The sequence below is a fragment of the Lysinibacillus sp. CNPSo 3705 genome, assembly GCF_028674935.1.
GTDB lineage: Bacteria > Bacillota > Bacilli > Bacillales_A > Planococcaceae > Lysinibacillus.
Genome location: NZ_JAQZSD010000068.1, coordinates 1 through 21,541 on the forward strand (window position 1 = coordinate 1; position 21,541 = coordinate 21,541).

Consider the following 21,541-nt stretch of genomic DNA (forward strand, 5'->3'; position numbering starts at 1 on the left):
AAATAAATATATTAAGTATAAGTTTACTTTACTTTTATTAAATTATAAGTTATGATGTTTACATCAGCAAATAGGAGGCGATCGTTTTGAAAGGAGAATTTGGTGATTCTATTAAAAATAAGGTGTATGAACATAGGGTTTTAAGAAGAATGTCACAAAAGGAGTTAGCTGACGCTGTTGGAGTTTCTAAGCAAACTATCTTTGTAATGGAAAAGAATAATTATTCCCCCTCACTAGTGTTAGCATATCGAATAGCCAACTTTTTTGAGGTTGATATAAATGAAATATTCTCTTATGTACGAAAGGAAGATAATAATGATTGATTTATTAAACAATTGGATGTTAGAAAGTACTGATAATTTTAATATTGTTATAGGCATTACAGCAATTCTATTACTAGGTTCTATAGTTATACTTTTCATCTTCAGTAGAAAAATTGGGCAACCCGATGAAAGAACGAATGCTATTTATCTTAAAATCATTTCATGTATGTTTACTACCCAAATTATTATGAATGCTATTTTTATTTCATTAGTTGATAGTAATATCGAATACTTCCGTCAGTTCTTTCTACTATTTCAAGGGATTGTATTTTTAATTGGGGCAATTTACGCAATTAGATTATATAGAAAAGAAATTAAATAATCTTACATAGCTATTAGAAAAGAATCCATTTTGATCAACCTTTTTCAAAATGGATTCTTTTATATTTTAAAGTAGCACTTTTTCATGACCCTAAAGAGAAGAAAAGTGAAGCTATAAAAAACGTGGCATGAAGACGGCAAAAAATTACCCATGTTTTTTTAATAAATGTAATACTTCTTCCGATGTAGCAGCTACATGAACAAGTGACTTCTGTTCAGTTCGTATAAAACCTTCCTCCAGCATTTTCTGAAGTTGTTGTAAAAGCGCATCATAAAAATGATTTATATTATATAAAATTACAGGTTTTTCATGTAGTCCAATTTGTGCCCATGTAAACACTTCAAAATATTCATCCATTGTCCCTCCACCACCTGGTAAAGCTATAAAAACATCTGCTAACTCTACCATTTTGGCTTTACGTACATGCATAGACTCAACAAAATGAAGCTCTGTTAACGAGGCATGTGCTATTTCCCGCTGCTGTAAATGAGTTGGCATCACGCCAATAACCTCTCCTCCAGCCTCTAATACTGCATCTGCAACTTTGCCCATCAGTCCTGTTTTCGAACCACCATAAACGACACCATGACCATTTCGAGCTAATACAGTCCCTAATTCGGCTGCTTTCTCTGCATAAATTGGGTTTAAGCCTAAGCCAGAACCGCAATACACTGCTATTCTTATAACAATCCCTCCTACTCAAAAGACGTGACACAATAGGTTACATATTGTCTCACGTCTTTTGATCATTTATTTTCTGCAATTACTTTTTTCTGCACATAGCTGCGCATTCGGTCATAAAATTTAGCATAGTCCATTTCCTATTTACGTAAATGACTTGTTTGTGCCTGTCGCTTCGCTTTCGGCCAGAACCCCAATAGTTATCTTCCTAATATTTTTGAATGATTAGCTTTATCTAACCTTCTATTTACGTAAATGACTTGTTTGTTTTAGCATATGACTGATGCGGCTCACAATTGATTCAATTGCTTCAGGATTTTTTAATAAATCATAATCATTAATATCCAAACGAAGAACTGGGCATGCATTAAAATTATTGATCCAGTTCTCATAGCGGTCATGCATTTCAATCCAATAATCATTCGGTGTTTGTTGCTCCATTGTACGTCCACGCTCTTGAATACGACCAATGACAGCATCAATTGGCCCCTCTAGATAAACAAGTAGATCTGGATGTGGGAAATACGGTGTCATTACCATCGCATCAAATAGATTTGTATACGTCTCGTAATCTGTTGGGCTCATTGTACCTTTGTCATAGTGCATCTTAGCAAAAATTCCAGTATCTTCGTAGATAGAGCGATCTTGAATAAATCCGCCGCCATATTCAAAGATTCGCTTCTGCTCCTTAAAACGCTCTGCTAAAAAATAGACCTGTAAATGGAAGCTCCATTTTTCAAAGTCCTCATAAAATTTATCTAAATATGGGTTAGTATCCACCTTTTCAAATGAAGTACGGAAATTTAACGCTTCTGCCAACGCCTTTGTCATTGTTGACTTCCCTACACCAACCGTACCAGCGATTGTAATGACCGTTTGTGGAGGAATACCATATTTCTCTCTCAAATTCATTGTTGCAAGCTCCTTTGTTGTAACGTATCCTTTATTGTTTGTAAAACATATTTCAAATCATTTGGATTTTTTACGAAATCAAGCTGATCGCCATTAAATCGAATAACAGGAATATCTGGATGCATATTCTCAAAATGCTCGATAAAGGAATGATAATCTGCCACCAGTTGCTCCATGTAATCCCGTGAAATCATTTTTTCAAATTCACGACCACGCATCGCAATACGTTTCATCAATGTATCAACACTAGCATGTAAATAAACAACTACATTCGGTACAGGCATATCTTTCGTTAATATTTTATAAATTTCCTCGTATTTATCATACTCAGCTGGCGCCAATGTACGCTTGGCAAATATTAAATTTTTAAAAATATGGTAGTCCGCTACAACAGGTTGATCTTCTGTTAAACGGAAATTTTTTATATCCGATAATTGTTTGTAGCGATTACATAGGAAGAACATTTCCGTTTGGAAGCTCCATTCCTCTATGTTTTCATAAAACTTATTTAGAAAAGGGTTTTCGTCTACTATTTCTTTTAATAGATGGTAATTAAATGTCGCTGCAATCTCTTTAGATAAAGAGGTTTTACCAACACCAATCGGACCTTCTACTGTAACAAATGGAACCGTCACTAGAAGCTCCTCCTTTTGTTCTATGGATTCTATCGTCATTTAGCCCGCCTGAGGCTTTCATTATTTTAAAAATGAATCAGTGTTTTTCATTGTAACATAGTGAGAAAATGAAAAACAGAATCAAACAATTTTTCAATTAAGACAGATGATAAAAAACGACAAAAAAATAGAGACTAGAACAAACTAAATGGTTCCTTCGTAAGGCCGAATAATCTCTAATTAAATAGAAAAACCGAACTATGAAACATTTCCTGGGCGTTTCATAGTTCGGTTTTTTTGTTGGCTGAAACACTTTTGTCTCAGCTTTATATTTCCTATGCATTTTAAAGACATAGGAAACTCAATTAAACTCGCTTTTAGATTTATATTTCGTCCATACAACTACTGGTACTAAAAGTAACGCTAAATACATCCCGATAAAGCCTAAAATTGCATAGCTTGTGTACGCTACGACAATTCCTGATAATAGACTACCCGCTGAGCCTCCGAGAGCAACCCAGACATCTACCGAGCCTTGTGTCTTTGCGCGACTATGAATTGTCGTTGAATCAATAATAATTGCTGTACCACTAATCAAGCCAAAATTCCAACCTAAACCTAGTAATATGAGGGCAACCGTTAGCCAAAGTAAAGAATCACCTGGGGCAAATGCTGCGACTAAGCCTGCCGCTGCTAAAATAAACCCTGAAGCAATGACGATAAAAGTTCGGCCAACTTTATCAACCAGTAGACCTGTTCCAAGGGATGGTAAATACATCGCTGCGACATGCAATCCTATAACCATTCCAATAGCACTTAAACTGTTTCCATGTCCCTGCATATGAATAGGCGTCATTGTCATAATAGCCACCATAATAACATGAGATAAAACTAATACAAGCGCTCCTATGAAAACTCCAATACGATTTACACGACTATTTGTTGTAGTAGACGTTTCAGCTATTTTACTTTGTTGCTTATATTGCTCGGCAGCAATGGCTTTTGCAATTAATAATGGATCTGGACGAAGAAAAACAAATAACGTAAGGCCTGCTAAAATATACGCAACAGCAGCTAAAATAAATGGGCCTACTAATGCAGGCATATTGAGTGCTTTTGCAACTTCCCCCATAGGTGTAACTAAATTAGGGCCTGCAACTGCTCCGAACGTTGTAGCTACCATCGCTATACTTGTAGCTGTTGCACGTTGTTTTTCATTTGCCAAATCTGTTCCCGCATAACGTGCTTGTAAATTTGTAGACGTTCCAGCTCCATATACAAATAAAGCTAAAAATAATAACACAATATTGTTAATATTAGCTGCAATAATAACACCGATTGCACCGATACCACCTGCTATAAATCCAAACGATAAACCATAGCGTCTACCTAAGCGCTGTGAAAGCTGGCCGACAATGAAAGCTGATAATGCAGAGCCAAGGGTAAATAGTGTAGCAGGTAAACCTGCAAAGCTTTCAGTTCCTAACATATCTTTTGCTAGCAATGCTCCTACCGTAATACCTGCTGCCAACCCTGCCCCACCAAATATTTGCGACATTAGAATGATTAAGAGAGTACGCTTATATAACTTTTGTTGCGCATTTGTTGAATGGACATAATGCTCCGTAGCTACTGACAATTTATTAACCATAACAATCTCCTTATTTATAATTTAACTCGCTGCAAACGCAGTGCGTTTAAAACGACAGATACGGAGCTAAAGGCCATCGCTGCACCTGCTACCCACGGAGCTAGTAAACCGATTGCGGCAATCGGAATACCTAATGTGTTGTAAGCAAACGCCCAGAATAAGTTTTGTTTAATATTGCGCATTGTTTTACGACTCATAATGATAGCATCTGCAATACTGTTTAAATCGCCGCGAATCAGTGTAATATCCGCTGCTTCCATAGCAACATCTGTACCGGTACCAATCGCCATCCCAATAGTAGCTGTCGCAAGTGCCGGGGCATCATTAATGCCATCACCAACCATCGCTACTTTTTTACCTGTAGCTTGCAGTTTTTTCACTTCATTCGCTTTGCCTTCTGGAAGTACTTCGGCAATCACATGATTCACACCAACTTCTGCTCCAATTGCTTGTGCTGTTCGTTCATTATCACCAGTCATCATAATGACAGTAATGCCCATCTCTTGTAGACGACTTACCGCTTCTTTGGAAGTATCTTTCACTGTATCAGCAACTGCTACTAGGCCAGCATACTGACCGTTAATGGCAGCTAGCATTGCCGTTTTACCGTTTTTCTCTAATTGCTCCATTGATGGTAGAATGGCATCTATATGAATACCGTATTGTTGCATCAATTTACGCGTACCGATGATAATGCCTTGACCAGAGACCGTCGCTTGCACACCGTAACCCGGTATTGCTTCAAAGAATTGAACATCTCCTAGGTTAATACCGCGATCAACAATCCCTTGAACAATTGCTTCTGCTAACGGATGCTCTGATTGCTTCTCTGCTGCACCAATCAACGATAAAAAGCGTGTTTCATCTTGATTTGCTGCTAGTATAACATCCGTTAATACTGGCTTGCCGTGTGTCACTGTACCTGTTTTATCAACAACTACTGTATCGATGCTTTGTGTCTGCTCTAAATGTTCTCCACCTTTAAATAAAATACCAAATTCCGCTGCACGACCAGAGCCCGCCATAATAGATGTTGGCGTTGCTAATCCAAGTGCGCATGGACAAGCGATAACAAGAACTGCAATTAACACTTCAAGTGCAGGCGTAAATTCACCAGGTCGCACCCAAATAATCCAAATTAAAAACGTGACAAGCGCAATGCCAACAACGATTGGTACAAAAATACCTGAAATTTGATCTGCTAAGCGCTGGATTGGCGCTTTGGAGCCTTGTGCATCTTCTACAACTTTAATAATTTGTGCTAAGGCCGTATCACGACCGACTTTAGTCGCCGTCATTTTAATGAAGCCATTTTTATTTATAGTAGAACCAAATAATAGGTCATCTTGCTTTTTATCAACGGGTAAACTTTCCCCTGTTAGCATTGATTCATCTACAGCTGTTGTTCCTTCTAACACCTTACCATCAACAGGAATTTTTTCACCAGGCTTCACTAAAATAATATCGCCAATAACTACTTCTTCTAACGATACTTCTTTCTCTACACCGTCACGAACAACGATGGCCGTTTTTGCCTGAAGGCCCATTAATTTTTTGATTGCTTCAGATGAACGACCCTTTGCTTTTGCCTCAAATAATTTACCTAATAAAATTAAAGTAATTAATACGGCACTCGTTTCAAAATATAGGTGAGGGGCATGATGTGACCCCGCAGTAATAATCGCTTGATATACGCTATAAAAATACGCCGCAGATGTTCCCATTACGACAAGTACATCCATATTGGCACTACCATTGCGTAAAGCTTTGTAGGCTCCAACGTAAAATTGTTTCCCAATCATAAATTGAACAGGCGTAGCCAACGCCATTTGCACCCATGGATTCATTAAAAATTCAGGAACATATAAAAATGATGTAAATGAAAAATGTCCTACCATCGTCCACAGTAATGGTAATGAAAGAATGGCCGATAAAATAAATTTTTTCTGCTGTTGTTTAATGGCCAGCTCACGATGATCCACCGTTTCTTGCTCATCTGCCTTTTGATGAGCCTCATATCCTAATTTCTCAACCTTTGCAATAATGTCTGCAATCGTCACTTCAGATGGGTTAAATTCAATAGTTGCTTTTTCAAGTGCTAAGTTTACGTTCGCAGAGGATACACCTGCTAGTTTATTTAAACCCTTCTCTATCCGTGTTGCGCAGGCCGCACATGTCATACCTGTAATATCGAATTCAGTTTTTTGTTTAACGACACCATAACCAAGTGCTTCAATTTTCTTTTCAAAATCTTCTTCGTTTAATTTTGTCGGATCATATTTAATGGATGATTTTTCAAGAGCTAAATTAACTGTCGCTTGTTCTACACCATCCATTTTATTTAAACCTTTTTCTATACGAGTCGCACAGGCTGCACATGTCATACCTGTAATTTGCAAATTTGCTTCTTTTATTTCCGAACTCATCATCATTTCTCCTCTCCATATACCAACAGGGGGTATATTTATTTGAAAATAAGAGAGTGCTACAAGAGCACCCTATTTATATTATTTAACGTCATAGCCTTGATCATCGATCGTTTCTTTAATTTGGTCTAGAGATACTTGTGATTCGTCAAATGCTACATCTACTAAACCTTCAGCTAAGTTTACTTTTACTTGTTCAACGCCAGTTAAAGCGCCAACACTTTTTTCTACTGAGTTTACACAATGGCCACATGACATTCCTTGTACGTTTAAAGTTACGTTTTGCATAAATATCTCTCCTTTAATGTTAAGTACTGTATAGGGGTATATATTTCTTAAAAAAATTTACTTTTTCATTAACTTTTGAATAGTCACTACTAATTCATCTAACACTGCATCATCACCTTCTGATAGGCGATCTACTACACAACCCTTTAAATGACCTTCTAATAATATTTTTGCAACACTATTTAAAGCAGACTGCGTGGCAGACAGTTGCGTAATAATATCATCACAGTAAACATCTTTGTCAATCATCCCTTTAATACCTCGGATTTGACCTTCAATGCGATTTAAACGAGTCGTTAAATCCTTTTTAACGCGTTCAGGATGATGACTTTTTCGGCACGAAGTACCTTCCTCTGTATGGCAAGCATCTTCTTTCACTTTATCCTCCATATAATACACCTCCTACCTTACAATTTCATATTACCATACCCATGAAGGGTATGTAAAGCTGAAAATTTTTAATTTTTTTAATGATGATGGTGATCATTCGACTGCTCATTTTTTATTGTACATAAAATGGAGTTATCATGCTTATGTGCTACTGTTTCCAATTGAATCGTTACGTGCTTTATGCCCTTATGCTCAAGATTATGTTCAATTTCTCGTAATATATGCTCACTATCCGCAATTTTTAGCTGGCCTTCCACAACTGCATGACAAGAAAGTGCATTTGTTCCGCTTGTTATTGTCCAAATGTGTAAATCGTGAATGCTATGCACACCATCTGTTTGTACAATAGTTTGTATAATTTCTTCAGCGTCTACGTTTGAAGGCGTTCCTTCCAAAAGAACGTGAACAGCAGCCTTCGTTACATAGTAGCCGCTTCTCAATACTAATGCTGCAACAATAACACTCGCAAGTGGATCAGCCCAGCCCCAACCAAAAAACATGATTAATAATGCGGCTACGATGGCCCCTACAGATCCAAGCATATCACTTAAGACGTGTAAGAAAGCACCACGCATATTTAAATTATCTTTTGTATCACTGCCACGCATCATAATCCAAGCGACTAAAATATTGATTAAAAGACCGATTGTACTAATAATCAACATCCCTGTAGTTGCCACTTCCGGTGGATTGGCAAAACGTTTGAATGCTTCATAGAAAATGAATAAAGCAATCAAAATTAATATCACACCGTTTAATACTGCTGCTAAAATTTCAAATCGTTTATAACCGTATGTTTTACTATAGCTTGCAGCCTTTTCTCCCAAAATAAAGGCAAGTAAGGCTATTGCTAATGATATGGAATCACTTAACATATGACCTGCATCAGATAAAAGAGCCAAACTATTTGTTAAATAGCCACCAAGCGCTTCAACAATCATATAACTCGTAATAATAATAAATGATACGATTAAAACCTTTTTGTTTGCGCCATGTGTATGATCATGGCTGTGATCATGATTATGTCCCATGTTTTATCCCCCATTTTATCTAGTTATGTGTAGCATGCTCAATAGCTTGCATCAACAAATTCATAATGTGATCATCATCTGTTGAATAATATAAAGTTGTACCTTCTCTTCTATATTTCACTAACCGTAAATTTTTCAAAAAACGTAATTGATGTGAAACTGTTGATTGACCTAAATCTAAAACCTCAGCAATGTCGTTAACTGAATGTTCATCCGTACATAATAAATTTAAAATACGAATTCTTGTCGGATCACTTAATGCTTTAAATGTTTGAGACACGACAAATAGTGTTTCTTCGTCTAAATGTTGCTCTTTGTTATCCTGAACCTCTGTATTTTGTAATTTTTCATCCATTTAGTTTACTCCTAACCTTTTTATATTCATATATGAACATGTATTCATATATGAATATAAATGTTTGTTTTGGAAATGTCAACGTTTTATCTTCACGTCATAGTAGCAATTGTCAATTAAGCAAGATACACTAAGTGATAAGGAGAGATTATAGTGGATATTTTTGAAACAGACCGATTGTTTATGAACAGTGCACTAGAAGAAGCTAAGAAAGCAGCTTTACTTGGAGAAGTGCCAATAGGAGCTGTGCTTGTCTATGATGGAGAGATTATTGCACGCGCTCATAATTTACGAGAAACAACACAAAATGCAACGACACATGCTGAATTAATGGTTATTCAAGATGCTTGTAAAAAAATAGGTAGCTGGCGTCTTGAAAAAACAACACTCTATGTGACACTTGAACCTTGCCCTATGTGTGCAGGAGCCATTTTGCAATCTCGTGTGCCGCGTGTCGTATACGGTGCAAGGGATATAAAAGCAGGCTGTGTAGATTCACTTTATCGATTATTAAACGATGCACGCTTTAACCATGAATGCGAAGTAACAGAAGGAATTTTAGCTGCGGAATGCGGACAAATCTTAACCGATTTTTTCCGAGCATTACGTCAACGAAAAAAAGCTGAGAAAAAGGCGCGACAAGCTTTAGTTGTTGAAAATGAAAAGTTTTAAACTTCACATAGAGTAGAAGGTGTCTCAGATGGAGGCACCTTCTTTTTTATGATTAGGGGATAGCATATATATGAAATATGTCGTAATAGCGACAACATATTCATAACAATTAAATATGCCATCTAAAAAATGAAAGAAGCGATTAGCAAGTACATTACTGGCTAATCTAAAGAAAAATTTAAACCATTGACATGCATAAACTGAAAAGGGAAAATATAACTAGTAATAATTTTATTTAAAAGGTAATTAATAGGGAGGTAATGTTTTAATGCCTATTTTAGATAGAGTGAAGTTCGATGGTTTACGCTCACGCGATTGGTTAATCTACAAGCATCCGAATGAAAAGCTAGTGTTAGGCACCACACTTATCGTCAACGAAGGGCAAGTAGCCATATTTGTAAAGGGTGGGCAAATATGTGATGTATTTAATTCAGGCACACATGTTTTAACAACCAATAACTTACCATTACTTCACCATGTTGTGAATTTTGCTTATGGAGGGGATACACCTTTTTCAGCAGAAATCTACTTTATAAATCTAACGGTAAAATTAGATTTATATTGGGGAACCTCTGATCCTATTCAACTAATTGATCCAAAATACTTTGTAAAATTACGTATACGAGCATTTGGACAATTGGCTCTCCGCCTTGATGACTATTTATTATTCTTTACAGAAGTTATAGGCTCTATGAATAAAGATGATATTGTTAGTTTCGAAAAAGTACAAGATTACTTTAAAGGTTCTCTTATTACATCCATAAAAACTGAACTTGCAAATAAAATTATTAATGAGAAAATCTCTGCACTAGAAATAACAACAGAGCTTCATAATATTTCAAATAGTTTAAAAGAAAAAATATCTGAAGAATTCAATGCGTATGGTTTTATAATGGCCCATTTCCATATTCAATCAATTAATTTCCCAGAAGAAGATTTCAATAAAATAAATGAAATTTTACAAGATAAAGCTAAGTTCGAAATTATGGGTGACAATCGTTATGTAACACAACGTAGCTTTGATATATATGAATCTGCTGCATCAAATGACAATGGAGTAGCTGGATTATTTGCTACAAGTGGAATTGGCTTAGGCGTAGGGCAAGGTATGGCGACTATGATGAATCAACAAGTACAACAGCCTAGCAATAATGTTACACATAAAATATGTCCTTCTTGCCATGGTAATATCATATCTACTAGTAAATTCTGCAACTTATGTGGTGAAAATTTAACGCTAAAGGTCATTACATGTCATTCTTGTCAGAGTGAAAACGAGGAATCATCAAAATTCTGTTCTTCTTGTGGAACTAGTTTGCACAAGCCTGTTTGTTCATGTGGACAAGAACTAGATGTTACTTCGAAATTTTGTAATAACTGCGGTACTCCAGTCGAATCAATTCAATAGATAATCATAACAGTGTAGTTGAAAACAATACATCGGAAAATGTAAATTAAACAAATATCATTGATTAGGAGATATTGACATGAAAAATATCGAATGTCCACAATGTGGAGCAGCGGCTGATGTTACATTAGCTCAATGTAAATATTGTGGTGAAAAATTCAATTTCCACAAAGAACAGCAAATTGTGCAACAACCGGTTTATCAACAGCAATCACAGCCTGTATATCAAACACAGCCCCAATATTCAGCTCCTATGTATGATGGCATCGATCCTTCTTGGCCTATAAAAAATAAAACAGTCGCAGGGGTACTAGCTATCTTTTTAGGTGGAATCGGAATCCATAAATTTTACTTAGGGAAAATTGGACAAGGTATATTGTATCTCATCTTCTTCTGGACATATATTCCGGCCCTTATAGGCTTTATAGAGGGCGTTATTTACTTGCTTTCTAACGAACATAACTTCTCTGTGAAACATCGAGTTCGACCTCGCTAACCTACTTTTAAAAAAGAAAAGCTACTGTTGAGATTAGATATTTTCAACAGTAGCTTTTTCTTTTAGCCGCTTTGTTTTCGACTCGGTTTACTTTGGAGCGATTACTTCTTTTCCGCCCATATATGGTCTTAATACTTCAGGAATCACTACGCTTCCATCAGCTTGTTGATAGTTTTCTAGGATTGCTGCTACTGTACGGCCGATTGCAAGACCTGAGCCATTTAATGTGTGTACATACTCTGGTTTTGCATTTGGCTCACGACGGAAGCGAATATTTGCTCGGCGTGCTTGGAAATCTTCAAAGTTAGAGCATGAAGAGATTTCGCGGTACATATTTTGAGCTGGAATCCACACTTCTAAATCGTACTTTTTCGCTGCAGTAAAGCCTAAATCAGCTGTACACATTTTTAGTTTGCGGTATGGTAATCCTAATAATTGCAGTACTTTTTCTGCATGACCTGTTAATAGTTCTAGCTGTTCATAAGATTCTTCTGGTTTTACAAAGCGTACTAATTCTACTTTGTTGAATTGGTGTTGGCGAATTAAACCACGTGTATCGCGACCTGCAGAACCTGCTTCTGAACGGAAGCATGCACTATATGCTGCAAAGCCATGTGGTAATGCTTCAGCTGGTAAAATTTCATCACGATAGAAGTTTGTCACAGGTACTTCTGCTGTTGGAATCATGAAATAATCTGTGTCATCTAATTTAAAGACATCTTCCTCAAATTTAGGTAGTTGCCCTGTCCCTGTTAAGCTATCACGATTGACAATTACAGGTGGTAGCATTTCTTCATAGCCATGCTCTTCTGCATGTAAGTCCATCATAAACGTCATTAATGCACGTTCTAAACGAGCGCCAAGACCACGATAGAATAAGAAACGACTACCCGTCACTTTTGCACCACGTTCAAAGTCCACAATTTGTAAATCCGTAGCGATATCCCAGTGTGCTTTGATGTCGAAATCAAATGTTGGAATCTCACCCCAAGTATATTCCTCTACATTATCATCCTCTGTTGTGCCAACTGGTACAGATTCATGTGGAACGTTTGGTAAACGCATCATCATATCTTTAAAGCGTTCTTCTACATCATTTAATTGAACATCTAGCTCTTTAATTTCATCGCCAACTTGACGCATACGTGCAATAACTTCATCCGCATTTTCTTTATTGCACTTCATAATAGAAATTTGCTCAGATACTTTATTGCGCTCAGCTTTAAGCTCTTCTGTTTTTGCAATTAATTCACGACGCTTTGCATCTAACTGTTCAAAATCGTCTAAGTTTCCTAAATCCTCATTACGTGTTAATAGCATTTCTTTAATTTCCGCGAAATTGTCGCGCACGCGTTTAATATCTAACATCGTCATACCTCCAGTAGATTGTTAATGATGGGAAAATAGTTAGTAAAAACACAAAAAAGCCCTCATCCCCAAAAGGGACGAGAGCTACCCGCGTTGCCACCCTAATTGACTAGACACATTGTACTTTGCCTAATCCACTTATTTCATAACGGCATTTCAGCCGGCGACAGCCTACTTCATTCACTTCGACTGCGCAACTCCAGGACGGATTCACAAGTGCTTTTATCAGCTTCCACCACCCGCTGACTCTCTAAAAAAAACGTGCTTGCTACTACTTCCCATCATCGTGTTCAGTTATTTAAATTTTATCCATACTGTACTATATGAAGTGAAAATTTGCAAGTCATACCATAGAAGATACAAAATATTCAAGAATTCGTGCATCTGACGTTAATTCTGGATGGAAGGAACATCCTAAGAAATGGTCGTCTCTTGCTAACACGATCTTGCCTTCATGCTCCGCTAATATTTCAACACCTTCACCTACGGAAACAATATGTGGCGCTCGTATAAAGATCGCCGGAATAGCAGCACCTATTTCCGGTATGTCGAGCTTCACTTCAAAGCTATCTACCTGACGTCCATAGGAATTCCGTGCAACTACCACATCCATTACTGCTAAATGTGACTCATAATCCACTAATTCCTTTGCTAATAAAATCAATCCTGCACATGTTCCAAACATCGGTAAACCTTGCTTTGCAAGTGTGCGAATTGGCTCCAATAGCTCATAGCGATTCAGCAATTTCCGCATCGTTGTACTTTCTCCACCAGGCAAAACAAGTCCATCAAGCTTCTCTAAATCAGCACTTTGTTTTACTAACACCGTTTCGCATCCAAGAGACTCTAACATTTGCACATGCTCTCTTACCGCCCCCTGTAATGCTAAAACACCGATTCGCTTCATCTTACCAGCCTCGCTCTTGCATACGCTCATTTTGACTAAGCTGTGCAATATCGATGCCTTTCATCGGAACACCTAGCTCTTTTGAAATTTCAGCAATTAACTTATAGTCCTTATAATGCGTTGTAGCCTCAACAATTGCACGAGCAAATTTCTCTGGGTTCTCTGATTTAAAAATACCAGAACCAACAAATACACCGTCTGCTCCAAGCTCCATCATTAATGCTGCATCCGCTGGCGTAGCAACGCCACCTGCTGCGAAATTCACTACTGGTAAACGGCCAAGACGCTTAATTTCTCTTAATAATTCAAAAGGAGCTCCGAGCAATTTAGCCTCGGTCATTAATTCATCCTCTGTCATACCAACTACCTTACGTACTTGCGCATTCACTTTACGCATATGACGAACTGCCTCAACAATATTACCTGTCCCTGGTTCCCCCTTCGTTCGTAGCATAGAAGCTCCCTCACCAATGCGTCGAGCAGCTTCGCCTAAATCGCGACACCCACAAACAAAGGGCACTGTGTAATCACTTTTTAATAAATGAAACTCTTCATCTGCTGGCGTTAATACTTCACTTTCATCAATATAATCGACACCCATTGCTTCTAACACTCTTGCTTCTACAATATGTCCAATACGTGCCTTAGCCATTACAGGAATAGATACTGCCCCCAGTACCTCCTCGACAATACGAGGATCAGCCATACGTGCAACACCACCCGCCTTGCGAATGTCTGATGGTACTCGCTCTAATGCCATAACAGCTACAGCTCCTGCCGCTTCTGCAATTTTCGCCTGCTCTGCATTAATAACATCCATAATGACGCCACCCTTTTGCATTTCCGCCATCCCGCGCTTCACTAATTCTGTACCTGTTTGTTTCATGATTTCTAACCTCCACCTTTATGATGAAATTTAGTATAATTGAAATTGACCATATAAAAATATCCAGTTTATAAAATAATCGTAAGGTCAGGAGAATTAATGCACATGGACATGCTCTTATTCCAGCTAGAAAAAAATGGTGAAAAACCGCTCTACGATCAGCTTTATAGCGGCATTAAAGAAGCTATTATTACAAAGAAAATAGCAGTAGGAGAAAAATTACCATCAAAAAGAAAATTAGCCGATTTTTTGAATATTTCACAAACGACAATTGAAATTGCCTATGCACAGCTCCTTGCTGAAGGGTATATTATGTCTAAATCCCGTGTCGGTTATTTTGTAGAGGAAATTGACGAGCTTCCGTATATTCAGCAGGACACAATAACTTCCTTAAACGAACAACCTAAGAAAAAATCGTACAAAATAGATTTTAATCCTGGTTCCATCGATATTGATGCCTTCCCTTTTCAAACATGGCGAAAATATGCGAAAGAGCTCTTTGATGATGCCTCAAAGGAATTATTATTAACAGGTGAGCCTCAAGGGGAACTATCTTTGCGAACAGAGATTGCTAATTATTTATTTCAATCACGCGGAGTTGTTTGTAGTCCCGAGCAGATTGTCATCGGTTCAGGAACAGAACAGCTTCTACCAATGATTTTGCGCCTCTTTAGTGACAATACTTATTTTGCCCTTGAAAACCCTGGATATCCAGCTGTGCATCGTATGTTTTCCCAACATAAGCGAAAGGTTTATCCAATTGCGGTCGATGATGAAGGAATTGTCATTCATGAGCTCGAAAAAACTAGTGCCGACGTTGTTTATATCACGCCATCTCACCAATTCCCTACAGGAGCAGTATTATCGGCTACAAGACGTGCTCAAGCTTTAAATTGGGCCTCACAAAGCTCCTCTCGATACATTATTGAAGATGATTATGATTCTGAATTTCGTTATACTGGAAAACCAATTCCTGCACTTCATGCATTAGATCGAAATGATAAAGTAATTTATATGAGTACATTTACAAAATCATTAATGCCATCCTTGCGCGTCGCTTATTTTGTACTTCCACCAAAATTACTTGCTGCTTATAATGATGTCTTTAATTACTATTCATCAACAGTACCTCGTTTCGATCAACATATTGTAGCTAATTTTATGCGTGACGGCCATTTTGCTAAGCATTTAAATCGCATGCGAAAGATTTATCGAAAAAAGCATGAAAAACTTACTTCTATTTTAGAAAACTATTCTAATCAAATTAACATCACTGGTGAGCAAGCAGGCATGCATATTTTACTCGATGTACAACATACTTTGTCAGAAAAGCAATTACAGCAGCTTGCTTCCAATGCAGAAATCAGAATCTATCCACTCTCTGATTATCGCTTGGATCACTCCTCACCCTCAAAAGCTCAATTTTTACTAGGCTTTGGAGGCATACCTGTGCATGAAATTGAACCTTCTATCGAAAAGCTAATGCACTGTTGGGCTATACAGAAAAAAAACCAATCAACCTCACATTAAAAGGTTGACTGGTTTTTCTTCGATATTATGATTCTATTAGCTGAATATTATAAAGCTCAAACCATGTATGAATTTGACCCAGATAAGCTAAAAGCTGTGGACCTGCCATTAATTGTCCATACCAAGGAACTTTGAAAGAACTACCACCCGATTCAATGAGCTCTATTAGTTTCTGTCGTTCAAATAATTCATGCAGAATTGAATTTTTGTCTTCCATTATGCCTCTGAGCCATTTTTGAACGCCCGCTGTATAAACTGGATGATACGTTTTAGGATACGGGTTCTTTTTCCGATATAAAACTTCTTCTGGCAATAAATGCTGCATTGCTTTACGAAGTAAACCCTTTTCCATACCGTCTAAATTTTTCATTTCCCAAGGAATATTCCACGTATATTCTACAAGACGATGATCTGCAAACGGCACACGGACTTCAAGACTCGCCCCCATGCTCATACGGTCTTTTCGTTCCAGCAATGTTTGCATAAACCATACCATATTCAAATAAAACATTTCTCGTTGCCTTACTTCTTCAATACTCTCCCCATCAAGATAAGGTACTTCAGCAATTGTCTGTGAATAAGCCTGTTGTGCATATGATTCAACTTTTAATTTCTTACGCCATCGCTCCTGTAACATTGTTGATCTTTCAGACAATGAACGAATCCATGGAAAACCTGTAGTCGTTTCTGTAAACCATGGATAACCACCGAAAATTTCATCTGCACATTCACCTGATAGCGCAACGGTAAAATCCTGTTTAATTTCTCGACAAAACCATAATAACGATGAGTCAACATCTGCCATTCCTGGTGAATCTCTAACGATGACAGATTCTACTAAGCAATCGATTAATTGCTGCTGTGAAATTTCTTCAGCGTGGTGTGTTGTACTAAAGGTATCTGTCATTTTTTGAATCCAATACGTGTCCGTGGATGTTTGAAAAGCATGTGGATTAAAAAAACGTTCATTATCCTCGTAGTCTATAGAGTACGTATGAAGTTTGCCTTTATTTTGTTGCTCAAACATGGTAGCGGCAATTCCCGTAATAATACTGGAATCTAATCCTCCTGAGAGAAATGTACAGATTGGTACGTCTGAAACAAGCTGTCGTTTTATAGCATCCGTAAGTAAAAAACGGACATGATCGATTGTCTCCTCTAATGATTCTTCATGATGTTTACTCTGTAACTGCCAATACTGCCAAACTCGTATACCCTCTCTAGAGAAACGCATTGCATACCCTGGACGTAACTCATTAATATTGTGAAAAGGTGACTTTCCGGGCGTTCTAGACGGTCCTACAGCCATGATATTTGCTAGCCCTTCCGTATTAACGGTTGTTTTAATGAATGGATGAGCTAATAATGCTTTCACTTCGGATGCAAAAAGTAAACCGCCTTGTTGTTCTGTGTAAAATAAAGGCTTTACACCTAATCGGTCTCGGCATAAAAACAGAGATTGTGATTGTTCATCCCATACACCAAAAGCAAAAATTCCATTTAAAAAATCAACACACTGCTCTTTCCATTCAATATAAGCAGTTAATAGTACTTCCGTATCTGAATGTGTTGTAAACAGATGCCCTCTTTGTTGCAGCTCTTTCCTTAATTCTTCTGTATTATAAAGCTCGCCATTATATGTAATGACATAGTTTGCACCATCATGTACTTTTTTCATCGGTTGCTTCCCACCGATTAAATCTATGACGGCTAGCCGACGATGGCCAAATGCAATATGCTCACTACACCAAATATTTTCATCATCTGGCCCTCGTTTATTTAACGTTTGCGTCATTAATTTTAGAATGTCATTAGTTGTTCTTAAATCCTTTTGAAAGCTAGCCCATCCTGTAATGCCACACATTTAGCCACATCCTTTCGCCTAATAGCGTATGCAGGAAAGCGTAAAAATGTGAAAAGAACACGTGATGTTTTAAAAACATCCACATGTTCTTTATATTAATAATTAAAATAAGCCACCAACAAAGTCAGTAATGCCACTCCATAAGTTTCCGAAGAAGCTACCAATACCTTGGAAGAATAATGAGATACCACCAGCACGCTCCACAGCCTCTGTTGTAACAACATCGGCTTTAAGGCCCTTACCGTCAATAAAACCGTAATCTGTGCCCTCTGAGCGCTCAATAACTACCTTCCCGACAACTGTATCCTTCTTAACCTCTGCTTCAAGACTCTTTTTATCTAATACTAGTTTAGGTTTATATAAATCTTTCTCAGATGACTTGACCATAAATGAAACTGGTTCTTTAACAGCAATCGCTACTTTGTTTTCTTTACCTTTCGTAACCTTTACTGTTTCTTCATCTTTAAACTTATAGTTAGCTGGAATAATTTCTTGTTTCGAGAATTGTGAGAAACCATAGTTAAGCAATTTAGCTGTTTCATCGAAGCGTGCTTTTCTTGAGCCCTGTCCTTTTGTATCTACAGCTTTCATAACAACAGAAATTAAACGTGTACCATTGCGCTCTGCTGTACCTGTAAAGCAATGTCCAGCAAAGTCTGTTGTACCTGTTTTTAATCCGTCAACGCCTTCATATTGGAACACCAATCCCGGCAACATAAAGTTCCAGTTTTCCATGTTAATTGCATCTTTTGTACCTTCACGGAACGTCTTTTTTGCAATTTTAGACGTTTTTAATACATCCGGATGATCTTTTAGTAAATGATATGCTAATTTAGCTACAGATTTAGCAGGCATTACGTTTTCATCACTTGGTCCAGTACCAGCTGGCTGCATACCAAATAAATCTGCATTATTAAGACCAGTAGAGTTTACGAATTTATAGCCTTTAAGACCAAGCTCTTCGGCTTTTTTATTCATTAGCTTTATAAACTCAGTTTCAGTACCTGCAACTGTTTCTGCTATCGCCACTGTTGCAGCGTTTGCAGAGTAAATAGCCATAGCTTCATATAATTCGCGAATAGTGTAAGTTCCATCTCTACGCAATGGTACATTACTTAACGCACGGTTTTGGGACAATTTATACGTATAATCAGTTACGTGATATTCTTGATCCCATTTAACTGTACCTGCATCAATTGCATCCAATAACAGGTATTCAGTCATCATTTTTGTCATACTCGCAATACCTAGTGCAGTATCAGCATTTTGTTCATATAAAATTTTTCCTGAATCTGCGTCAATTAAAATCGCAGCATCCACATGTAGTCCTAAATCTGATTCTGCATGTGCCTTCGCAGGAATACCTGCTAAAACACTAAATAACAAAACAGGAATTAGGAGTAAGCGAATGACAGTGTTTATTGTCTTTTTCACCCTAAAGCCCTCCAAAAAATAATCTTGTCCTCGACATTTTATCATATATAGTAATGTCCGTGCGCACTCTCTATCATAAAAAAATGCTCTCGTGTCATCTTTGTAGACGATTCGAGAGCATAAAAGTTGCTAGTAATATATTACATCGAATAGTTTGGTGATTCTTTTGTGATTTGTACATCATGTGGATGTGATTCACGTAGACCTGCACCTGTCATACGAACAAATTGAGCATTTTCACGTAAGAACTCAAGGTTAGCTGAACCGCAATAGCCCATACCTGCACGAATACCACCGATTAATTGATAAATTGTATCTGCTAGTGGTCCTTTGTATGGAAGGCGACCTTCAATACCCTCTGGTACTAATTTTTTAGCATCCTCTTGGAAGTATCGATCTTTTGAACCTTTTTCCATAGCGCCAATTGAACCCATACCACGGTAAACCTTAAAGCGACGACCTTGGAAGATTTCAGTTTCACCAGGAGATTCAGAAGTACCTGCAAGAAGTGAACCAAGCATTACAACGTTACCACCAGCTGCTAGAGCTTTAACGATGTCTCCTGAGTATTTAATGCCTCCATCAGCAATAATTGCTTTACCAAGCTCACGTGCTACTGTCGCACAATCGTAAACAGCTGTAATTTGTGGTACACCAACACCTGCTACGACACGAGTCGTACAAATAGATCCTGGACCAATACCAACTTTTACTACATCTGCTCCAGCTTCAAATAATGAACGTGCACCTTCAGCAGTTGCCACGTTACCAGCGATTATTTCAAGCTCTGGATAAGATTCACGGATAGAGCGAATTGTTTGTAATACACCCTCAGAATGACCGTGAGCTGTATCGATTACTACGATGTCTACTTGTGCTTCAACAAGCTTTTCAATACGTATCATCGTATCTTTTGACACACCAACTGCTGCCCCTACTAATAAACGACCATGTACGTCTTTAGCAGCGTTAGGGAACTCAATTACCTTCTCAATATCCTTAATTGTAATTAATCCAGTTAATTTACCTTCTTCATCTACAATTGGTAACTTTTCGATTTTATATTGTTGAAGAATCTTTTCAGCATCCTCTAGAGTCGTTCCAACAGGAGCTGTAATTAAATCTTCTTTTGTCATAACTTCTTCAATTTTTAAAGAATAGTCAGAAATGAAACGTAAGTCGCGGTTTGTAATGATCCCTACTAGCTTTTGGTTTTCCATACTATCAACAATTGGTACACCAGAAATACGGTATTTACCCATTAAATGCTCAGCATCGAAAACTTGGTGAGTCGGAGTTAAGAAGAATGGGTTAGTAATAACGCCATTTTCAGAACGTTTTACTTTTTCTACTTGTTCAGCTTGCTCATCAATTGACATGTTCTTATGGATAATACCGATACCACCTTGACGTGCCATAGCAATTGCCATTTTAGACTCTGTAACTGTATCCATGCCTGCGCTAATCATTGGAATATTTAATTTAATCTTCGGTGTTAGTTGAACTGATAAATCAACATCTTTCGGTAATACTTCTGAATGCGCTGGTACTAATAATACATCATCAAAAGTTAAACCTTCTTTGGCAAATTTAGTTTCCCACATTTTCGTAACGTCCTCCTATAGTTTAAAGAATATTAATTGTAAGATTAACAACGTGCTAAGCTACTGTCAAGAAACTTATAAAAGAAAGACAATTCAGATTTTTCGATGTGGTAACTCTGATAGTCTTTTCGCCCTTTTTTACTATGAAAAATATAGGCTTTTTTAATTTCTTCTACATTTAGAATAGATAATAGTTAAGCTCTGTCTTATTTTAGGCAAGTTTTGCTGAATTATTGATAAATTATTAAGGTTTTTTATAAAAAAACAAACAGTCAGCACGCAGCTGACTGTTTACATTGCCTAGCGACGTCCTACTCTCACAGGGGGAAGCCCCCAACTACCATCGGCGCTAAAGAGCTTAACTTCCGTGTTCGGTATG

General features: G+C 37.5%; 21 protein-coding genes, 1 rRNA gene and 1 other annotated feature. Of the genes, 6 read left to right on the forward strand and 16 right to left on the reverse strand.

The genetic code is table 11. From position 1 onward, the window contains the following. The first annotated feature begins 86 nt into the window (after positions 1 to 86). Together PVA17_RS20810 and PVA17_RS20815 are read left to right on the forward strand one after the other, a co-directional pair. Positions 87 to 323 carry a helix-turn-helix transcriptional regulator gene (locus PVA17_RS20810; protein ID WP_132364652.1) on the forward strand — a complete coding sequence of 79 codons (237 nt, stop codon included), beginning with the start codon at positions 87 to 89 and terminating at the stop codon, positions 321 to 323. Next, on the forward strand, positions 316 to 645 hold the full coding sequence (locus tag PVA17_RS20815) for a 6-aminohexanoate hydrolase (protein ID WP_132364654.1): 330 nt from the start codon (positions 316 to 318) through the stop codon (positions 643 to 645). Before PVA17_RS20810 ends, PVA17_RS20815 begins: the two co-directional genes overlap by 8 nt. Positions 646 to 789: 144 nt before the next feature. Here the strand turns inward: PVA17_RS20815 and PVA17_RS20820 are convergent, their stop codons facing one another. From PVA17_RS20820 to PVA17_RS20860, 9 genes are all read right to left on the reverse strand, one after another. Then, complete coding sequence (locus PVA17_RS20820; protein ID WP_274068822.1) at positions 790 to 1,317, reverse strand: LOG family protein; 528 nt, start codon at positions 1,315 to 1,317, stop codon at positions 790 to 792. Positions 1,318 to 1,569: 252 nt separating this feature from the next. After that, positions 1,570 to 2,238, reverse strand: coding sequence for a deoxynucleoside kinase (locus PVA17_RS20825; protein ID WP_132364658.1), 669 nt, complete (start codon positions 2,236 to 2,238; stop codon positions 1,570 to 1,572). After that, the gene (locus PVA17_RS20830; RefSeq protein WP_248717588.1) at positions 2,235 to 2,873 is read right to left on the reverse strand and encodes a deoxynucleoside kinase; all 639 of its coding nucleotides are present in this window, start codon (positions 2,871 to 2,873) and stop codon (positions 2,235 to 2,237) included. Before PVA17_RS20830 ends, PVA17_RS20825 begins: the two co-directional genes overlap by 4 nt. A gap of 340 nt (positions 2,874 to 3,213) precedes the next feature. Continuing rightward, positions 3,214 to 4,503 (reverse strand): MFS transporter, encoded by a 1,290-nt coding sequence (locus PVA17_RS20835; protein ID WP_274068823.1) that lies wholly within the window; start codon positions 4,501 to 4,503, stop codon positions 3,214 to 3,216. Positions 4,504 to 4,517: 14 nt separating this feature from the next. Then, positions 4,518 to 6,929 (reverse strand): heavy metal translocating P-type ATPase, encoded by a 2,412-nt coding sequence (locus tag PVA17_RS20840; protein ID WP_274068831.1) that lies wholly within the window; start codon positions 6,927 to 6,929, stop codon positions 4,518 to 4,520. Between the two features lie 81 nt (positions 6,930 to 7,010). Further along, positions 7,011 to 7,217 (reverse strand): copper chaperone CopZ, encoded by a 207-nt coding sequence (copZ, locus tag PVA17_RS20845; RefSeq protein ID WP_132364664.1) that lies wholly within the window; start codon positions 7,215 to 7,217, stop codon positions 7,011 to 7,013. A gap of 57 nt (positions 7,218 to 7,274) precedes the next feature. Continuing rightward, positions 7,275 to 7,607 (reverse strand): metal-sensitive transcriptional regulator, encoded by a 333-nt coding sequence (locus tag PVA17_RS20850; protein WP_132364666.1) that lies wholly within the window; start codon positions 7,605 to 7,607, stop codon positions 7,275 to 7,277. Between the two features lie 77 nt (positions 7,608 to 7,684). Further along, positions 7,685 to 8,638 carry a cation diffusion facilitator family transporter gene (locus tag PVA17_RS20855; protein WP_274068824.1) on the reverse strand — a complete coding sequence of 318 codons (954 nt, stop codon included), beginning with the start codon at positions 8,636 to 8,638 and terminating at the stop codon, positions 7,685 to 7,687. A 19-nt stretch (positions 8,639 to 8,657) separates the two neighbouring features. Beyond that, positions 8,658 to 8,993, reverse strand: a complete 336-nt coding sequence (locus PVA17_RS20860; RefSeq protein WP_132364668.1) for an ArsR/SmtB family transcription factor — start codon at positions 8,991 to 8,993, stop codon at positions 8,658 to 8,660. A 153-nt stretch (positions 8,994 to 9,146) separates the two neighbouring features. Between PVA17_RS20860 and tadA the strand changes: the two genes are divergently transcribed. From tadA to PVA17_RS20875, 3 genes are all read left to right on the forward strand, one after another. Further along, positions 9,147 to 9,665: a tRNA adenosine(34) deaminase TadA gene (gene tadA / locus PVA17_RS20865; RefSeq protein ID WP_274068825.1), complete on the forward strand. Its 519-nt coding sequence runs from the start codon at positions 9,147 to 9,149 to the stop codon at positions 9,663 to 9,665. Between the two features lie 268 nt (positions 9,666 to 9,933). Further along, positions 9,934 to 11,073, forward strand: a complete 1,140-nt coding sequence (locus PVA17_RS20870) for an SPFH domain-containing protein (protein ID WP_274068826.1) — start codon at positions 9,934 to 9,936, stop codon at positions 11,071 to 11,073. 253 nt (positions 11,074 to 11,326) lie between these two features. Continuing rightward, positions 11,327 to 11,569, forward strand: coding sequence for a TM2 domain-containing protein (locus tag PVA17_RS20875; protein ID WP_248719113.1), 243 nt, complete (start codon positions 11,327 to 11,329; stop codon positions 11,567 to 11,569). Positions 11,570 to 11,656: 87 nt separating this feature from the next. Here the strand turns inward: PVA17_RS20875 and serS are convergent, their stop codons facing one another. From serS to pdxS, 3 genes are all read right to left on the reverse strand, one after another. Continuing rightward, positions 11,657 to 12,937 carry a serine--tRNA ligase gene (gene serS / locus PVA17_RS20880; RefSeq protein ID WP_274068827.1) on the reverse strand — a complete coding sequence of 427 codons (1,281 nt, stop codon included), beginning with the start codon at positions 12,935 to 12,937 and terminating at the stop codon, positions 11,657 to 11,659. A gap of 70 nt (positions 12,938 to 13,007) precedes the next feature. After that, positions 13,008 to 13,231: a binding site (T-box leader), on the reverse strand. 49 nt (positions 13,232 to 13,280) lie between these two features. Then, positions 13,281 to 13,844, reverse strand: a complete 564-nt coding sequence (gene pdxT, locus PVA17_RS20885; protein WP_274068828.1) for a pyridoxal 5'-phosphate synthase glutaminase subunit PdxT — start codon at positions 13,842 to 13,844, stop codon at positions 13,281 to 13,283. Position 13,845: 1 nt separating this feature from the next. Then, a complete protein-coding gene (gene pdxS / locus PVA17_RS20890) occupies positions 13,846 to 14,730 on the reverse strand; it encodes a pyridoxal 5'-phosphate synthase lyase subunit PdxS (RefSeq protein WP_132364678.1) in 885 nt (294 codons plus the stop codon). A 105-nt stretch (positions 14,731 to 14,835) separates the two neighbouring features. Between pdxS and pdxR the strand changes: the two genes are divergently transcribed. Continuing rightward, complete coding sequence (gene pdxR / locus PVA17_RS20895) at positions 14,836 to 16,260, forward strand: MocR-like pyridoxine biosynthesis transcription factor PdxR (protein ID WP_274068829.1); 1,425 nt, start codon at positions 14,836 to 14,838, stop codon at positions 16,258 to 16,260. Positions 16,261 to 16,285: 25 nt separating this feature from the next. On the opposite strand, the gene asnB is transcribed toward pdxR, so the two are convergent. From asnB to rrf, 4 genes are all read right to left on the reverse strand, one after another. Then, a complete protein-coding gene (gene asnB, locus PVA17_RS20900) occupies positions 16,286 to 18,124 on the reverse strand; it encodes an asparagine synthase (glutamine-hydrolyzing) (RefSeq protein WP_132364682.1) in 1,839 nt (612 codons plus the stop codon). A gap of 102 nt (positions 18,125 to 18,226) precedes the next feature. Next, positions 18,227 to 19,558 (reverse strand): D-alanyl-D-alanine carboxypeptidase family protein, encoded by a 1,332-nt coding sequence (locus PVA17_RS20905; protein ID WP_274068830.1) that lies wholly within the window; start codon positions 19,556 to 19,558, stop codon positions 18,227 to 18,229. A gap of 140 nt (positions 19,559 to 19,698) precedes the next feature. Continuing rightward, positions 19,699 to 21,162 carry an IMP dehydrogenase gene (gene guaB / locus PVA17_RS20910; protein ID WP_132364686.1) on the reverse strand — a complete coding sequence of 488 codons (1,464 nt, stop codon included), beginning with the start codon at positions 21,160 to 21,162 and terminating at the stop codon, positions 19,699 to 19,701. 298 nt (positions 21,163 to 21,460) lie between these two features. Next, positions 21,461 to 21,541, reverse strand: a 5S ribosomal RNA gene (gene rrf / locus PVA17_RS20915); the annotation flags it as partial.

Coding starts and splice junctions, on each gene's coding strand:
- asnB (WP_132364682.1), bottom strand. CDS start 18,124: ATGTGTGGCATTACAGGATGGGCTAGCTTTCAAAAGGATTTAAGAACA.
- pdxR (WP_274068829.1), top strand. CDS start 14,836: ATGGACATGCTCTTATTCCAGCTAGAAAAAAATGGTGAAAAACCGCTC.
- PVA17_RS20860 (WP_132364668.1), bottom strand. CDS start 8,993: ATGGATGAAAAATTACAAAATACAGAGGTTCAGGATAACAAAGAGCAA.
- PVA17_RS20870 (WP_274068826.1), top strand. CDS start 9,934: ATGCCTATTTTAGATAGAGTGAAGTTCGATGGTTTACGCTCACGCGAT.
- pdxT (WP_274068828.1), bottom strand. CDS start 13,844: ATGAAGCGAATCGGTGTTTTAGCATTACAGGGGGCGGTAAGAGAGCAT.
- PVA17_RS20840 (WP_274068831.1), bottom strand. CDS start 6,929: ATGAGTTCGGAAATAAAAGAAGCAAATTTGCAAATTACAGGTATGACA.
- pdxS (WP_132364678.1), bottom strand. CDS start 14,730: ATGAAACAAACAGGTACAGAATTAGTGAAGCGCGGGATGGCGGAAATG.
- guaB (WP_132364686.1), bottom strand. CDS start 21,162: ATGTGGGAAACTAAATTTGCCAAAGAAGGTTTAACTTTTGATGATGTA.
- PVA17_RS20815 (WP_132364654.1), top strand. CDS start 316: ATGATTGATTTATTAAACAATTGGATGTTAGAAAGTACTGATAATTTT.
- copZ (WP_132364664.1), bottom strand. CDS start 7,217: ATGCAAAACGTAACTTTAAACGTACAAGGAATGTCATGTGGCCATTGT.
- PVA17_RS20875 (WP_248719113.1), top strand. CDS start 11,327: ATGTATGATGGCATCGATCCTTCTTGGCCTATAAAAAATAAAACAGTC.
- PVA17_RS20825 (WP_132364658.1), bottom strand. CDS start 2,238: ATGAATTTGAGAGAGAAATATGGTATTCCTCCACAAACGGTCATTACA.
- PVA17_RS20835 (WP_274068823.1), bottom strand. CDS start 4,503: ATGGTTAATAAATTGTCAGTAGCTACGGAGCATTATGTCCATTCAACA.
- serS (WP_274068827.1), bottom strand. CDS start 12,937: ATGTTAGATATTAAACGCGTGCGCGACAATTTCGCGGAAATTAAAGAA.
- PVA17_RS20855 (WP_274068824.1), bottom strand. CDS start 8,638: ATGGGACATAATCATGATCACAGCCATGATCATACACATGGCGCAAAC.
- PVA17_RS20850 (WP_132364666.1), bottom strand. CDS start 7,607: ATGGAGGATAAAGTGAAAGAAGATGCTTGCCATACAGAGGAAGGTACT.